Annotated in this window: 12 protein-coding genes; 5 read left to right on the top strand and 7 right to left on the bottom strand. The window is 60.3% G+C overall.

Annotation, left to right across the window (positions count from 1 at the left end; all coding sequences use genetic code 11):
- Positions 1–43 precede the first annotated feature (43 nt).
- Both BFC21_RS10140 and BFC21_RS10135 read left to right on the top strand, forming a co-directional pair.
- Positions 44–2,365, top strand: coding sequence for a fimbria/pilus outer membrane usher protein (locus BFC21_RS10140; RefSeq protein ID WP_256557658.1), 2,322 nt, complete (start codon positions 44–46; stop codon positions 2,363–2,365).
- Entirely contained in the window at positions 2,362–3,312 is a 951-nt protein-coding gene (locus tag BFC21_RS10135) for a spore coat U domain-containing protein (protein WP_120266027.1), read from the top strand. The genes BFC21_RS10140 and BFC21_RS10135 overlap by 4 nt, the downstream gene beginning before the upstream one ends.
- Here BFC21_RS10135 and BFC21_RS10130 read toward each other — a convergent pair.
- The gene (locus BFC21_RS10130) at positions 3,309–4,460 is read right to left on the bottom strand and encodes a M14-type cytosolic carboxypeptidase (RefSeq protein WP_088377835.1); all 1,152 of its coding nucleotides are present in this window, start codon (positions 4,458–4,460) and stop codon (positions 3,309–3,311) included. The genes BFC21_RS10135 and BFC21_RS10130 overlap by 4 nt on opposite strands.
- A 535-nt stretch (positions 4,461–4,995) precedes the next feature.
- Positions 4,996–5,463: an Lrp/AsnC family transcriptional regulator gene (locus tag BFC21_RS10125; protein ID WP_016782348.1), complete on the bottom strand. Its 468-nt coding sequence runs from the start codon at positions 5,461–5,463 to the stop codon at positions 4,996–4,998.
- Between the two features lie 171 nt (positions 5,464–5,634).
- Between BFC21_RS10125 and BFC21_RS10120 the strand changes: the two genes are divergently transcribed.
- The gene (locus BFC21_RS10120) at positions 5,635–6,687 is read left to right on the top strand and encodes a Glu/Leu/Phe/Val dehydrogenase dimerization domain-containing protein (RefSeq protein ID WP_088377834.1); all 1,053 of its coding nucleotides are present in this window, start codon (positions 5,635–5,637) and stop codon (positions 6,685–6,687) included.
- 46 nt (positions 6,688–6,733) lie between these two features.
- Here the strand turns inward: BFC21_RS10120 and BFC21_RS10115 are convergent, their stop codons facing one another.
- Positions 6,734–7,081 carry a DUF6124 family protein gene (locus BFC21_RS10115; RefSeq protein ID WP_088377833.1) on the bottom strand — a complete coding sequence of 116 codons (348 nt, stop codon included), beginning with the start codon at positions 7,079–7,081 and terminating at the stop codon, positions 6,734–6,736.
- Between the two features lie 129 nt (positions 7,082–7,210).
- Here BFC21_RS10115 and BFC21_RS10110 point away from each other — a divergent pair, with 129 nt between their 5' ends.
- Positions 7,211–7,870 (top strand): LexA family transcriptional regulator, encoded by a 660-nt coding sequence (locus BFC21_RS10110; RefSeq protein WP_095004448.1) that lies wholly within the window; start codon positions 7,211–7,213, stop codon positions 7,868–7,870.
- Between the two features lie 57 nt (positions 7,871–7,927).
- On the opposite strand, the gene BFC21_RS10105 is transcribed toward BFC21_RS10110, so the two are convergent.
- From BFC21_RS10105 to BFC21_RS10090, 4 genes are read right to left on the bottom strand one after another with little or no spacing between them, the layout of a single operon-like run.
- A complete protein-coding gene (locus BFC21_RS10105) occupies positions 7,928–9,868 on the bottom strand; it encodes an acetyl/propionyl/methylcrotonyl-CoA carboxylase subunit alpha (protein WP_088377831.1) in 1,941 nt (646 codons plus the stop codon).
- Positions 9,865–10,683, bottom strand: a complete 819-nt coding sequence (locus BFC21_RS10100) for a gamma-carboxygeranoyl-CoA hydratase (protein ID WP_088377830.1) — start codon at positions 10,681–10,683, stop codon at positions 9,865–9,867. The genes BFC21_RS10105 and BFC21_RS10100 overlap by 4 nt, the downstream gene beginning before the upstream one ends.
- Before the next feature lie 27 nt (positions 10,684–10,710).
- Positions 10,711–12,318, bottom strand: a complete 1,608-nt coding sequence (locus BFC21_RS10095; RefSeq protein WP_088377829.1) for a carboxyl transferase domain-containing protein — start codon at positions 12,316–12,318, stop codon at positions 10,711–10,713.
- Between the two features lie 11 nt (positions 12,319–12,329).
- Positions 12,330–13,493 carry an isovaleryl-CoA dehydrogenase gene (locus BFC21_RS10090; protein WP_088377828.1) on the bottom strand — a complete coding sequence of 388 codons (1,164 nt, stop codon included), beginning with the start codon at positions 13,491–13,493 and terminating at the stop codon, positions 12,330–12,332.
- Between the two features lie 206 nt (positions 13,494–13,699).
- On the opposite strand from BFC21_RS10090, the gene BFC21_RS10085 reads away from it, so the two are divergent.
- Complete coding sequence (locus BFC21_RS10085; protein ID WP_120266026.1) at positions 13,700–15,382, top strand: AMP-binding protein; 1,683 nt, start codon at positions 13,700–13,702, stop codon at positions 15,380–15,382.
- Positions 15,383–16,152: the final 770 nt, after the last annotated feature.

Raw genomic sequence — 16,152 nt, 5'->3', positions numbered from 1 at the left:
AGTAGCTATTGAGGGACGGGGTGTGGACGTGAGCAGGGCACTGGTGTCGGCCATCATCGGGCTGTGCGGTGTACTGGGTGGGGAAGCTGCACAAGCGGCAGAGCTTCCGCCGCCGCCTGCCACCCTGCAGGCTGTCGCCGATGCACCGTTGTATCTGGAATTGGTGATCAACCAAATGAATACCGGGCGCCTGGTTCAAGTGCAACAACGTGCCGGCCAGCTTTATCTGCCGGCAACCGATCTGCAGGACGCGGGCATTCATCTGCCGGTTGCCGCCCCGGATGAGGTCGGGCTCGACAGCGTGCCGGGGTTGCACAGCGAGTACGACATCCAGAGCCAGCGCCTGCTGCTGGACGTGCCCCCCGAATGGCTGCCGGAGCAGCATTTCGGCAGGCGCTCCAGCTACCCGCGCACCGAGGCGCTGAGCAGTTTTGGCGGTTTGCTCAACTACGATGCCTACCTGAACGAAACCGACGACGCGGGCACTTACCTGGCCGTCTGGAATGAAGTGCGGCTGTTTGACAGCTGGGGCACGCTGTCCAATACCGGGCAATACCGGCGCAGTATCGCTGGCGCCGCCGCGGGCCAGCTGGATAATGGTTACCGCCGGTATGACACCCTGTGGCGTTTCTCCGACGATGAGCGAATGCTCACCTATGAGGCAGGTGATCTGGTGAGTGGCGCGTTGCCCTGGACCACTTCCGTGCGCATGGGCGGCGTGCAGCTGTCGCGGGACTTCGGCGTGCGCCCGGATCTTGTGACTTACCCGCTGCCGCAGTTCTCCGGGGAGGCGGCGGTGCCGTCGTCAGTGGATCTGTTTATCAATGGCTTCAAGTCCTCCAGCGAAAACCTGCAACCCGGGCCCTATACCCTGACCAACGTGCCTTTTATCAACGGCGCGGGCGAGGCGGTGGTGGTGACCACCGACGCGCTGGGGCGGCAGGTGTCCACCAGCGTGCCGTTTTATGTGACCAGTACCTTGCTGCAAAAGGGGTTGAGTGATTTTTCAGTGTCGGCGGGCAGCGTGCGGCGCGAATACGGGGTACGTAACTTCGCCTACGGCGCGGGGGTAACATCCGGCAGCCTGCGCTATGGCCTGGCTGACAGCCTGACCCTTGAGAGCCACCTTGAAGCGTCTGATTCGCTGACGTTGGGCGGCATGGGGGCCAACCTCAAGCTGGGCAACTTCGGTGTGCTCAACAGTGCCGTGAGCCAGAGTCAGTTCGATGGCCGCAACGGGCGCCAACTGAGCACGGGCTACCAATACAGTGCGCAGCGTTTCAGCCTGGCCTATCAGCGTTTGCAACGGTTTGCCGACTACGCCGATCTTTCGGTCATCGGCAGCGACGCCATCAGCCTCAGCCAGCGCAGCGAGCAATTGACCCTGAGCCTGAACCTGGATCGTTTTGGCAGCCTGGGTGCCGGCTACTTTGATGTGGTCGCCGCCGATGCATCGCGTACTCGCTTGCTTAACCTGAGCTGGAGCAAGCCGCTGTGGTTCAACAGCAGTTTTTACGTCTCGGCCAACCGTCAGTTTGGCGACAGCAACTGGGCGATGCAGGCGCAGATTGTGATGCCGTTCGATCTCAAGGGCAGTTTGAGTTTCAGCACCGAGCGCACCAATACCGGTGCCAGCCAGCAACGGGTCAATTACAGCCGCGGCGTGCCGAGCCAGGGCGGCGTGGGTTTCAACCTGGGCTATGCCACTGGCGACTCGCCGGACTACCGCCAGGCCGACCTGACCTGGCGCCTGCAATCGGTGCAGTTGCAAGCCGGCGTGTACGGCACCTCGGCGCAGCAGACGCGCTGGGCAGATGCCAGTGGCTCGCTGGTATGGATGGACGGGCAGACTTTCGCTGCCAACCGTATCGACGATGCTTTTGTGGTGGTCAGCACCGGCGGTTTCCCCGATGTCGGCGTGCGCTACGAGAATCAGTGGATCGGCAATACCGACAAGAACGGTCACCTGCTGGTGCCCTGGACCAGCGCTTATTACCGCGGTAAATACGAGATCGATCCGCTGAACCTGTCAGCCAATATCATCAGCCCCAATGTCGAACAGCGCGTGGCTGTGCGTCGGGGCAGCGGTTACTTGCTGGAGTTCGAGTTGCGCCGGGTCGCGGCGGCCAGCGTGCACCTGTTGGACAGCCGCCAACAAGACCTGGCCCTGGGCAGTGCGGTATTGAATGAGCAGAACGGCTCGCGCGCCGTGGTGGGCTGGGATGGGCTGGTGTACCTGGAAAACCTGGTGGCGCAGAACTCGCTGCAGGTGATCCTGCCCGATGGCAAGCAGTGCAGGGCGCAGTTTGCATTGCCCGCCGAGACAGATCAGGTGCCCTTGATCGAGGGGGTAGTGTGCCAATGAAATATGCAATCGGAGCAGGACTTCTGTGTTGCCTGGCGGCGGCTGACGTGGAGGCCGGGTGCACTGCAGCGGCGGCGGCCAGCCCGGCCAGCTATGGCCCGATCAGTTCAACCCTGGTGCGCACGGCGCCCCAGAGCACCTCTTCCACCAGTGCCGGGCTGACCTGCACCGCCGGCGGCATTGCCCTGCTGGGTACGGCGTACTTCAAGGCCACCATTACCTCCAGCCAGACCGGCATGCTCGGCCCCTCCGGAGATGTGATTGCCTACAGCATTTATGCCAGTAACAACACCACCCATCCCATCACCCGTGGTGTAGCGTTCGATTTCGCCAGCAACGGGTTGCTGGGCACTGCCGCGCCCAGCAGTATCCCGTTGTACTTCACCACGGTGGTCAACAATGTTGCGGCGGGGGTGTATACCGAAACCCTGAACGTGCGCTGGGACTGGTACTACTGCACCGGTTTGGGGGCGTTGGGCCTTTGCCTGGGGTCAGACTCGGGTGTCGACAAGGTGAGCACCATGACGGTGAGCATGACGGTGGTCAACGACTGCACCATCAGTGCGCCCTCGATCAGCTTTGGCAGTGCACCGATGGTCAGTAGTTTCGCCCCCGTAAGCCAGAGCATCAGCGTGGCCTGTACCAAAGGCAGTGCCTACACGGTCGCGTTAGGCGATGGCTTGCAAGCGGTGAGGCCGGGCGGGCAGCGGCGGATGATTTCCGGCACCAACTACCTGGCCTACGAGATCTACAAAAGTGCCACCACTACCCGTTGGGGCAGTGTGGGCCAGGGGCCGCGCGCGAGCACGGATGCAGACGTCAACCCGGGCAACGGGCTGGGGGCGGGCAGTCAGATTTTCAACTACAACGCCCGGGTTGATACAACTCAGACCACGCCACCAGCGGGTAGTTATACCGACAGCGTGGTCTTGAACGTGAGCTTTTAACGCAGCTCCCTGACCATCGCCGACAGGGTGGTCAGCACGTCCTTGGCCAGTTGCTTGGAGCGTTTGCCATCCCAGCCGGTCTGCGGGTTCGGCGCATCGTCGTTGTCCTTGAACGGCATTTCCAGGGTCAGCGCCAGGCAGTCGAAGCGCTGGCCCACGCTGTTGCAGGCCAGGGTCATGTTGGCTTGCCCGGGCTCGTCGCGGGTATAGCCGTGGGTGGTCTGGAAATCCTTGGTCAGGCCGCTGAGGTGGCTGCGAAAGCGCTCCTCAAGCGCCGCCAGGCGCGGGGTGTAGCCCGGGTTGCCCTCGCAGCCTGCGGTAAACACGTAGGGGATTTCTTCGTCACCATGAATGTCGAGGAACAGATCGACGCCGTACTGGCTCATTTGCTCCAGGGCAAAGAACACTTCGGGGCTGACCTGCGGGCTGGTGTTCTGCCAGGCGCGGTTCAGGTCCTGGCCGTTGGTATTGGTGCGCAAGTGCCCGTGGAACGCGCCGTCGGGGTTCATGTTGGGGATCAGGTACAGGTCGGCGTAGTCCAGCAGCTTGCGCAATTGTGGGTCGCTGCCTTGCTCCAGGCGCTCCAGCAGACCTTCCATAAACCATTCGGCCATATGCTCGCCGGGGTGCTGCTGGGCGATGATCCAGATCTTGCGCTTGTGGCTGGCGCCGTTGCCTTTGCGCAACAACTGAATGTCGCGGCCTTCGGCACTTTTGCCGGTTGCCAGTAGCTGGCAACCCGACCACTGCAGGGCGTTCTTGATCAACTGCTCGTGACGTTCGCGGCTGTAGGGTTCGAAGTAGGCAAACCAGACCTGCGGCTGTTGCGCTTCGAGATGGACGTTGAGCGAGGTACCGTCGAATTCAGTAGGGACCCGGAACCAGTTTTCGTGATCATAAGACGCCACGGCCTGATAGCCATCCCACGCTTTGTTGTAGGAAGACTGGCTGGCGTTGCTCAATTGAAAATGGTGAGTGTGCCCCGGTGTCAGGCCATCGACCTTGAAATGAAACCACTGAAAGTGCGGGCTCTTGGTGTCCGGCTTGATGGCCAGTTTCACCTGCAGCGGGTTGCTGGCGTCCAGCACCTGAATATTGCCGCTGTCGAAGTCGCTGCTGATATGAAGTGAGGAGGGCGCCACGGTCATCGTCCAAATCCCGAAATCTGATAATTGTGGACGTTACTGTACCTTGCTATGGCGATAGGCCAATACGGAATTTTGGGCAATAAGAAGAAGGAAGTCGCGAAGGGGGGCGTCATCCTTGACGCGGCGCAATTGTAGGGTTTTTGCGAGTGATTCTCAAGTGCTAGATTGCCATTACGGCCATAGTCCAGGACTTCAGGCTTCCGTTGGCCGATGTTCATTTGCTATGATGGCCAAATCGTGACGGCCATCGCAGAAACAGCCGCACACCAGACTTCATTAGCCTGAAGCACGCAGAGCCAGAAAACTGGCCGCAAAAAAAAAGACCCGGCCAGAAGCCGGGTCAAATAACCGTGATTAGCCTGATGAGGAGCTAATTCAAAAGACCGACCTAAGGTCCTCTGAATTATCGACTGATCTCGCGACCAGCTGCATGCAATAATAATCATTATCATTTGCAAATCAAGCTATTTCCCGCGCATTTGCCAAAATAATTTTTCCTTCCCCGGCCCAATGCTCTATCCCGCGGCCTGCAGACCTAATCAAGCAACAACTCAGTGGTGCGTTTGACCTCACTCATGGCGATATTGGAGTGGGCTTCCTGAACGTGTGGTTTCTGCAGCAAGTGATCACGCAAAAAACGTTCATAGCTGTCGATATCATGGGTGACTACCTTGAGCAGGTAGTCCATGTCCCCTGCCATCGTGTAACACTCGATCACTTCGGGGTAATCGGTGATCGCTTCTTCAAACTCGGTCAGATGGCGTCGGCCGTGGCCCGACAAGCGCACATTGACGAACACCACCACATTGAGCCCGAGCTTTTTCGGATTGAGCAGGGCTACCTTGCGCTCGATCAGCCCTTCCTCTTGCAACCGATGGATCCGCCGCCAGCAGGGCGATTGCGACAACTCCACATGCTCCGCCACCTCGGCGGCAGACAGGTCGGCATTGTGCTGCAACAAGCGCAGGATCTTGCGGTCGATGGCGCTTAATTTTATCTGCATGAATTGATCTGATTTCTTATTGTTTTTGAATGATGCATGCAGATTAGCAGAACATTTCCTGCAATTTAGAAAGAAAAATCCTGGGTAAAACCCTCACTCTTTGGCTTCGGGTCACCGACTGACTTGACGGTCCGACTCGCCTCCAGGGCTAAAAACAAGAGAGAGAATGCAATGCCGATTTTTGCTCACCCCGAATTCGATCACCATGAACAGGTGCAGTTCTGCCATGACCAGGCCACGGGCCTGAAGGCGATTATTGCGGTACACAACACCCGCCTGGGTCCTGCGTTGGGCGGCTGCCGCATGTTCCCCTACGCCGACGAGCAACAGGCCCTGAATGATGTGCTGCGCCTGTCCCGTGGCATGACCTACAAGTCGGCGCTGGCCGGGCTGCCCTTGGGCGGTGGCAAGGCAGTGATCATTGGTGACCCGCACAAAGACAAGAGCGAGGCGCTGTTTCGGGCCATGGGCGAGTTTGTCGAAAGCATGGGCGGGCGTTACATCACTGCAGCGGACTCCGGCACCGGCGTGGCCGAGATGGCCCTGATGGGTCAGCGCACCCGCCATGTGGTGGGGGCGGGCAGCCGTGAGCAGTTGGGCGGAGGCACACGCAGTGGCGATCCGTCCCCGGCCACGGCCCTTGGCGTGTTTATAGGCCTGCGTGAAGCGGTCTTGCAGCGCTTGGGGCGCAGTGACCTGACAGGCCTGCGGGTGGCGGTACAGGGCCTTGGGCAAGTGGGGTTCAACCTGGCCCGGCAGCTGCACGAGGCGGGTGCCGAGCTGTGGGTTCATGATATCCAGGAGGCCAATGTGCGACGTGCCGTCGATGAGCTGGGGGCTCACGCGGTGAGCGCGCTGGATATTTACGGGCTGGATGTGGATGTGTTCTCGCCCTGCGCGATGGGTGCCATCATCAACGATGAAACCTTGCAGGTGTTGCGTGCGCCGGTGATTGCCGGGGCGGCCAACAACCAGTTGGCCAAGGCGGCCCATGCCGATGAGCTGTGGCGTCGCGGTTGCCTGCATGCGCCTGATTACGCAATCAATGCGGGTGGCATTATTGACGTGTCCTACGAGTACAACGGCGGCACGCCCGAGCAAGTACGTCAGCACGTTGAAGGCATTGGCCAGACCTTGCGCCAGATCTTTCTACGGGCCAAAGCCGAGGATCAAAACACCACGCGTATTGCTGACAGCCTGGCACAGGAGCGTCTGAACCGCTGATGGCCAAGGCGCGGGTGGCCGTTGCGGCACCGGCGCCTTCCTGGGGTCAATGGGCCGACAATGGCTGCATATCAATCGCCCTGTCGATCAGTTGCTTGGACGACTCGATGAGAAACAGCAGATTGAGCAGTAGATCACGCGGGGGGCCGAACTGATGTTCGGCTCCCCCTTGCGCATTGGCAATCGCGCAGCGCAGATAATCCGAAGCGTGCAGCAGGGCTTCTTCCTGGGTCAGGTCGCTGTTCACCAGGAACACTTTCTTCTCGGGAGGGGGTTGGGAAACAGCTGGTTTCAAATAATAATCGAGCGCTCGCTGGGTGGCAGCGCTGTCCTTGAGGGATTCGAGCTCAGGATCGGGCTCGGTGTCGGGTGCAATTTTTGTTAGAGGCGTCATGATTTACCTGCGTTTCAGGAAATGGTCGAATCAGCAGATCTATATTAGTACATAAAGTATTCATGACAATTATATAAATAGTACGATATGTGTATTGTTGCGCCGATTCCAATCCGTATTGTTTGGCGCATGGATAAATGGATCGCTTTAGTCAGAACAAAATTGCGCGAGCTCAAGCTCACGCAAGAAAAACTAGCCGAACGCGTCGGGGCTTCCCAGGGCGGGGTCGGTCATTGGCTCAACAAACGCCGCCAACCCGACTTGCCGACGATGAACAATGTGCTGCATGCCCTTGGGCTTGAGCACCTTGAAGTCGCCCTGGTGATTCGTGAGCGCAATGAGGCAGGCGACACGCCAGGTGCCGACGAATACACCTACGAGATCACCTCGGCATTTCGTTACCCGGTCAGGGACTGGGTAGCGGCCGGTCAGGTCAACGAAAAAGTACAGCCCGGCTATGCACCGCCGGGTACGGTATTCGAGGTCAGCGATCACTACGCCAAAGGCGCTGCGTTCTGGTTGCAGGTAACGGGTGATGCCATGACCGCACCGGTGGGGGTCAGCATCGCGCAAGGCATGATGATCCTGGTAGATCCGGATATCGAGGCAACCCCTGGCAAAATGGTCATCGCCCTGACGCCAGAGTCCGAGGCCACCACCTTTCGGCAGTTGATCGAAGAAAGCGGCCAGCGTTACCTCAAACCCCTCAACCCGACTTATCCCAAAACCCTGTTTGATGATAAATGCCGGATTGTCGGCGTCGTGGTACAGGCCACGGTCAAGTTCTAGATACCGCCCACCGTGGCTGTGAAAAAGGCGGATACCGGTTACGGTATCCGCCTTTTGTCATTCCAGCTCGACCAGCGCCGAGCCCTCACTGACCATCTCGCCTTCCTGGAAGAACAACGCCTTGATCACGCCTGCATGGGGCGCACGCAGGCTGTGTTCCATTTTCATGGCTTCCAGCACCACCAGTTGCGCACCGGCCTCGACGGTTTGCCCGATCTCAACCAGTACCCGCACGATGCTGCCGTTCATCGGTGCGGTCAGGCCGCCCTGGGCCGTGTGGCTGGCGTCCACGGCGCTGATCGGGTCGTGCAGGCGCACGCAGTGCAGCTCACCGTCCCAGCGCAGGTACAGTGCATCGCCGCGGCGTATGGCCAGGTGCTGGCGGCGCACACCGTCCTGTTCGATAACCAGTTGCTCATCGCGCAAGGTGGCCGTGCTGGCGCTGAGGTGGATGACCTCTTGCTCGCCATTGCAGGTCAGGGCCAGCAAGGTCTGTGCTGGCAGACCGCTGCGAAAGCCGTTGTGGGCCGACCAGGGGGAGGCCGGATCATCAGTGCGTACCCTGGGCGGCTGGCTCTGATCGAAGGCTTGTGCGCCAGCAGACCAGAAGGCTGCAGGCAAAGGCTCTGCTGCAGGCAGCAATTGCTCTTCGAAGCGTGGGATAAAGCCGGTGTCGAGTTCGGCTGCAGCGAAGGCCGGGTGGCCGATGATACGGCGCAAAAAGCTCAGGTTGGTTTTCAGCCCGCCAATGGCGAACTCATCGAGCATGGCCAGCAGGCGCAGACGGGCCTGTTCACGGTCTTCACCCCAGGCAATCAGCTTGCCCAGCATCGGGTCGTAGAACGGCGACACCTCGTCGCCTTCGCAGACCCCGCTGTCCACACGACGGCCCGGGCCTGCGGCCGACTCGCGATACACCTCAAGACGGCCGGTTTGCGGCAGAAAATCATGGCTCGGGTCTTCGGCATACAGGCGCACTTCGATGGCATGGCCGTTCAACGGGACTTGCGCCTGGGTGATCGGCAGGGCTTCACCGCGGGCCACGCGGATTTGCCAGGCCACCAGGTCCAGCCCGGTAATGGCTTCTGTAACCGGGTGCTCAACCTGCAGGCGAGTGTTCATCTCCATAAAGAAGAATTCACCTCGCGCATCCAGTAAAAATTCCACGGTGCCCGCACCCACATAGCCGATGGCCTGCGCTGCCCGCACGGCCGATTCGCCCATCGCCTGACGCTGCTCGACACTCAAACCCGGTGCTGGCGCTTCTTCCACGACTTTTTGATGGCGACGCTGAATCGAGCAGTCGCGCTCATTGAGGTAGAGGCAGTTGCCGTGCTGGTCGGCAAAAATCTGGATCTCGACATGACGCGGCTTGAGCACATACTTTTCCACCAGCATTCGCGCGTCGCCAAAGGACGACAAGGCTTCGCGCTGTGCCGAAGCCAGTGCTTCTGCCAGCTGGCTGACGTCTTCGACCACCTTCATGCCCTTGCCGCCGCCACCTGCCGTGGCCTTGAGCAGCACCGGGTAGCCGATGCGCTCGGCGGCCAGGCGGAAGGTTTCCAGGTCCTGGTCTTCGCCGTGATAGCCCGGCACCAGCGGCACACCGGCCACTTCCATCAAGGCCTTGGCGGCGGACTTGCTGCCCATTGCATCAATGGCACTGGCGGGCGGGCCAAGAAAAATCAGCCCGGCCGCTTCAATGGCACGGGCAAAGCCTGCGTTCTCCGACAAAAAACCGTAGCCGGGGTGTATCGCCTGGGCACCGCTGGCCTTGGCCGCGGCAATGATTTTGTCGATTTTCAGGTAGCTGTCGGCCGCTTTGCTGCCGCCCAGATCCACACAGAGATCGGCTTCGCGGCAATGCCGCGCGTCGCGGTCGGTCGCGCTGTGGACGGCGACCGTGGTGAGGCCCAGGGCCTTGGCCGTGCGCATTACCCGGCAGGCGATTTCGCCACGGTTGGCCACCAGTACGGATGTCAGAAGAGGGGCGGTCATGGGCGCGGCTCCAGGCTCGAGGGATCGGCTTGCCAACTGGGGGCACGTTTTTGCAGAAAAGCACGCAAGCCTTCCTGGCCCTCGGGGCTGACCCGGATGCGGGCGATGGCGTTCTCGCAGTAACGGCGAATGGCCAGGGTCGGTGCGCCGTGGCTGACTTCGCGCAGCAGGTCCTTGCAGGCGCGCATGGCTTGCGGGCTGTTGAGCAGCAGGTTGTCGGTCCAGCGGGCGATGTGCTGTTCCAGTTCCGCCAGGGGGTAGCATTCCGAGAGCAAGCCCAGCTCGCGGGCACGTTCGCCACTGAAACGCTCTGCGGTAAGTGCATAGCGCCGGGCTGCGCGTTCACCGATGGCTTGCACTACAAACGGGCTGATGACCGCAGGGGCCAGGCCGATGCGCACTTCCGACAGGCAGAACTGTGCGTCATCGGCACCGATGGCCATGTCACAGGCACTGATCAGGCCCAGTGCGCCACCGTAGGCCGCGCCCTGGACCACGGCCAGGGTCGGCATTTTCAGCTTGGCCAGGTTGTACATCAGCTCGGCCAGGTGGCGAGCGTCGTCGAGGTTGGTGTGGTAGTCCAGCTCGGCCGACTGCTGCATCCAGGCCAGATCGGCACCGGCGCTGAAATGCTTGCCACGCCCGCGCAAGAGCAAAAAGCGGACGGCAGGATCAGCCTGTACCGCGTCCAGGGCCAGAATCAGCTCGCGGATCATCTCGGCATTGAAGGCGTTGTTCTTCTGCTCACGGCTCAACCACAGGGTGGCAAAGCCCCGGGGATCGGTGTGCAGTTCGAGGGTGTTGAAATCCATCATGTTGGTCAGTCCTGAAAGGCTGTGGGGTTACATCCGGAACACACCGAAACGGGTGGCTTCGACAGGGGCGTTCAAGGCTGCCGACAGGCCCAGGGCCAATACGTCACGGGTTTGCGCCGGATCGATCACGCCGTCATCCCACAAGCGTGCGCTGGAGTAGTAGGGGTGGCCCTGGTGTTCGTACTGGTCAAGGATCGGCTGCTTGATCTCGGCCTCTTCGCGGGCCGAGAACGCAACGCCATTGCGCTCGGCCTGTTCACGCTTGACCTGGACCAATACACCGGCGGCTTGCTCCGCGCCCATCACGCCGATCCGGGCGTTTGGCCACATCCACAAAAAGCGCGGGTCGTAGGCGCGACCGCACATGCCGTAGTTGCCGGCGCCAAAACTGCCGCCGATGATCACGGTGAACTTCGGCACCCTGGCGCACGCCACGGCGGTGACCAGTTTGGCGCCGTGCTTGGCAATGCCGCCCGCTTCGTATTTTTGCCCGACCATAAAGCCGGTGATGTTTTGCAAAAACACCAGGGGGATGCCGCGCTGGCAGGCCAGCTCGATAAAGTGCGCGCCTTTTTGCGCGGCTTCGGCAAACAGGATGCCGTTGTTGGCCAGAATCGCCACCGGGTAGCCGTGCAAGTGGGCAAAGCCGCACACCAGCGTGGTGCCAAACAGGGCCTTGAACTCATCGAACACCGAACCGTCCACCAGCCGCGCAATCACTTCGCGCACATCAAATGGCTGCTTGGCATCGGCTGGCACAATGCCATACAGCTCATCACGCCCATACAGCGGGGCCAGCGGCGTGCGTTGCTGCACCTGGCCCAGCTTGCGCCAGTTGAGGTTGGCCACGCTGCGACGGGCCAGTGCCAGGGCATGCTCGTCGCTGTCGGCATAATGGTCGGCCACCCCGGAAATCTTGCAATGCACATCGGCACCGCCCAGGTCTTCGGCGCTAACCACTTCACCCGTGGCGGCTTTTACCAGGGGGGGGCCGGCGAGGAAGATGGTGGCTTGCTGGCGCACCATGATGGCTTCGTCGGCCATTGCTGGCACATAGGCGCCGCCTGCGGTGCAGGAACCCATGACTACGGCAATCTGCGGGATGCCCGCTGCGCTCATGTTGGCCTGGTTGAAGAAGATCCGCCCAAAGTGCTCGCGGTCGGGGAACACTTCGTCCTGACGCGGCAGGTTGGCACCGCCCGAATCCACCAGGTAAATGCACGGCAAGCGGTTTTGCTCGGCGATGGTTTGCGCCCGCAGGTGTTTTTTGACCGTCAGCGGGTAGTACGAACCGCCTTTGACCGTGGCGTCGTTGGCGACAATCATGCATTCCACGCCTTCGACCCGACCTATGCCGGCAATGATTCCGGCGGCCGGAACATCTTCGCCGTACACGTTGTAAGCCGCTAACTGACTCAATTCAAGGAATGGCGAACCGCTGTCGAGCAGGCGGTCAATCCGTTCCCGTGGCAGCAATTTGCCCCGCGAGGTATGCCGCTCCTGCGCCTTGGCGCCGCCGCCCTGTTGCACCTGTGCAAGCAGGGCGTGCAAGGCCTCGACCTGTTTGAGCATGGCGTCGCGGTTAAGCCCGAACTCGGCCGAGCGCGGGTTGATCGTCGTCTGCAAGATGGACATGCCGGCGCTCCTTAGCGGGTTTCGTTGAAGAGTTCGCGACCAATCAACATGCGTCGGATTTCGCTGGTGCCCGCGCCGATTTCATACAGCTTGGCATCACGCAGCAGGCGCCCGGCCGGGAATTCATTGATGTAGCCGTTGCCACCCAGAATCTGGATGGCGTCCAGGGCCATTTGGGTGGCGCGTTCGGCGCTGTACAAAATCACTCCGGCGGCATCCTTGCGCGTGGTTTCGCCACGCTCGCAAGCGGCGGCCACGGCATACAGATAGGCGCGGCTGGCATTGAGCTGGGTGTACATGTCGGCCACCTTGCCCTGGATCAGCTGGAACTCGCCGATGCTCTGGCCGAACTGCTTGCGGTCGTGGATGTAGGGCACGATCAGGTCCATGCACGCTTGCATGATCCCGGTAGGGCCGCCCGAGAGCACCACGCGCTCGTAGTCCAGGCCACTCATCAGCACCTTGACCCCGGCGTTGAGGGTGCCCAGCATGTTCTCCTCTGGCACTTCAACATCGTCGAAAAACAGCTCGCTGGTGTTGGACCCGCGCATGCCCAGCTTGTCGAAATGCTTGCTGCGGCTGAAGCCTTTCCAGTCGCGCTCGACGATAAAGGCGCTGATACCGTGCGGGCCTTTCTCCAGGTCGGTCTTGGCGTAGATCACATAGGTGCTGGCGTCTGGGCCATTGGTGATCCAGGTCTTGCTGCCGTTGAGCACGAAGTGGTCGCCACGCTTGTCGGCGCGCAGCTTCATCGATACCACATCGGAACCGGCATTCGGTTCGCTCATGGCCAGGGCACCGACGTGTTCGCCACTGATCAGCTTGGGCAGGTATTTGAGTTTCTGTTCATGGCTGCCGTTACGGTTAATCTGGTTGACGCACAGATTGGAGTGGGCGCCGTAGGACAGGGCGACCGAGGCCGAGCCGCGGCTGATTTCTTCCATGGCCACCACATGGGCCAGGTAGCTGAGGCCGGTGCCGCCGTATTCTTCCGGGACAGTGATGCCGAGCAGACCCATGTTGCCAAACTTGCGCCACATATCGGCGGGGAACAGGTTGTCCTTGTCGATTTGCGCCGCGCGAGGTGCCAGCTCGGCGGCAACGAAGGCCTGGACCTGATCGCGCAGCATGTCGATGGTTTCGCCCAGGGCGAAGTTCAGGGTGGGGTAGCTCATGGGGCACCTATAGTCATTGTTCTTGTGGAGGCGGTTAATGCGTCGCCATCGATAACCTTTACGTTAACGTAAACTTGACGCCTTTAACTGTCAATGACCTTTACGTTAACGTCAACTTAGGCCAGAGTCATTGCTATTCTTCTATTGAGAGGGCGCCGAGCATGCGCCTTGCTCATGCTCCCAAAACAATCACAAGAGGAGTTGTCATGAAGTTGCAATCCGTCCCCAGTTACAGCCAGGGCGCGCAGGACAAGGCGCTGCTGGCGATGACCATCGGTCAGGCATTTGACCGCACGGCTGCGCGTTACCCCGAGGGCGAAGCGTTGGTGGTGCGCCATCAACACCAACGATACACCTGGGCGCAGCTGGCCCGGGCCGTCGACCTGCATGCCCGGGCGCTGTTGGCCTTGGGGTTGCAGGCAGGGGACCGGCTGGGGGTGTGGGCGCCCAACGGTGCCGAATGGTTTATCTGCCAGTTTGCCAGCGCCAAGATCGGTGTGATCCTGGTCAATATCAACCCGGCTTACCGGCTCTCGGAACTGGAATACGTGCTTAAGCAATCGGCCTGCCAGTGGCTGGTGTGTGCCGGCGCGTTCAAGACCTCCAACTACCACGCCATGCTCCAGAAGCTGATTCCTGAGCTGGCGCAGCAGTCGATCGGGGCTCTGGACTGTGAACGCTTTGCCGATTTGCGCGGGGTCATCAGCCTCGCCGCCGAGCCGCCGCAAGGTTTTTTACCCTGGTCGCAACTTGCCACATTAGCGGGCGAGGTCGAGCCGCAGCAATTGCGTGACCGCGAAGCCAGCCTGCATGTCGACCAGCCGGTCAATATCCAGTACACCTCGGGCACTACGGGTTTCCCCAAGGGCGCGACCCTCAGCCATCGCAATATCCTTAACAATGGCTATATGGTCGGCGAAAGCCTGGGGCTGACGGCCAATGACCGGTTGGTGATCCCGGTGCCGCTTTATCACTGCTTTGGCATGGTGATGGGTAACCTGGGCTGTGTCACCCATGGCACCACCATGATTTACCCTGCAGAGGCCTTTGACCCGGGCCTGACGCTGCAAGCGGTGGCCGAGGAACGGGCTACTGGCCTTTACGGTGTACCGACCATGTTTATCGCCATGCTCGACCACCCGCAGCGTGCCGCGTTTGATCTGTCGAGCCTGCGCACGGGGATCATGGCCGGGGCCACCTGCCCGATCGAGGTTATGCGCCGGGTGATCAGCGAAATGCACATGGGGGAAGTACAAATTGCCTATGGCATGACCGAAACCAGCCCGGTATCAATCCAGACAGGTCCTGCGGATGAACTGGAATTGCGTGTTACCACGGTAGGGCGTACCCAGCCACAGTTGGAGAGCAAGCTGATCGATGCTGCAGGCAATACCGTCGCACGGGGTGAGATTGGCGAGTTGTGTACCCGTGGCTACAGCGTGATGCTCGGTTACTGGAACAACCCGCAGGCAACTGCAGATGCCATCGACGGCGAAGGCTGGATGCACACCGGGGACCTGGCGCAGATGGATGAGCAGGGCTATGTGCGGATTGTGGGGCGCAACAAGGACATGATCATTCGCGGTGGTGAGAATATTTACCCACGCGAGCTGGAAGAGTTCTTTTTCACCCATCCAGCCGTGGCAGACGTGCAGATTGTGGGCATCCCCGACGCCAAATACGGTGAAGAGATCGTGGCCTGGATCAAGTTTCATCCCGGCCATACGGCCAATGAACTGGAGCTGCAAACCTGGTGCAAGTCGCGGATTGCGCACTTTAAGACGCCGCGTTTTTTCAAATTTGTCGATGCATTCCCGATGACCGTGACCGGCAAGATCCAGAAATTCAAGATGCGCGAGATCAGTATTCAGGACTGCCAACAGAAATGACCAAACCCTGTGGGAGCGGGCTTGCTCGCGATGGTAGCGACGCGGTTTGACTGGCTCACCGCAGCGCCTGTATCGCGAGCAAGCCCGCTCCCACAACAAACCCCAGACAACACAAAGGGGAGCCGAGGCTCCCCTTTAATATGTGTTATTCCCGATGACCGTGACCGGAAAGATCCAGAAATTCAAGATGCGCGAGATCAGTATTCAGGACTGCCAACAGAAATGATCAAACCCTGTGGGAGCGGGCTTGCTCGCGATGGTAGCGACGCGGTTTGACTGGCTCACCGCAGCGCCTGTATCGCGAGCAAGCCCGCTCCCACAACAAACCCCAGACAACACAAAGGGGAGCCGAGGCTCCCCTTTAATATGTGTTATTCCCGATGACCGTGACCGGCAAGATCCAGAAATTCAAGATGCGTGAGATCAGTATTCAGGACTGCCAACAGAAATGACCAAACCCTGTGGGAGCGAGCTTGCTCGCGATGGTAGCGACGCGGTTTGACTGGCTCACCGCAGCGCCTGTATCGCGAGCAAGCCCGCTCCCACAACAAACGCCAGACAACACAAAGGGGAGCCGAGGCTCCCCTTTAATATGTGTTATTCCCGATGACCGTGACCGGCAAGATCCAGAAATTCAAGATGCGTGAGATCAGTATTCAGGACTGCCAACAGAAATGACCAAACCCTGTGGGAGCGAGCTTGCTCGCGATGGTAGCGACGCGGTTTGACTGGCTCACCGCAGCGCCTGTATCGCGAGCAAGCCCGCTCCC

Origin of the sequence: Pseudomonas sp. TMW 2.1634 (assembly GCF_001703595.1) — a bacterium.
Lineage (GTDB): Bacteria > Pseudomonadota > Gammaproteobacteria > Pseudomonadales > Pseudomonadaceae > Aquipseudomonas > Aquipseudomonas fragi.
Note: the sequence above shows the minus strand (reverse complement) of the source record. Positions and strands in the feature narration are given on the sequence as shown.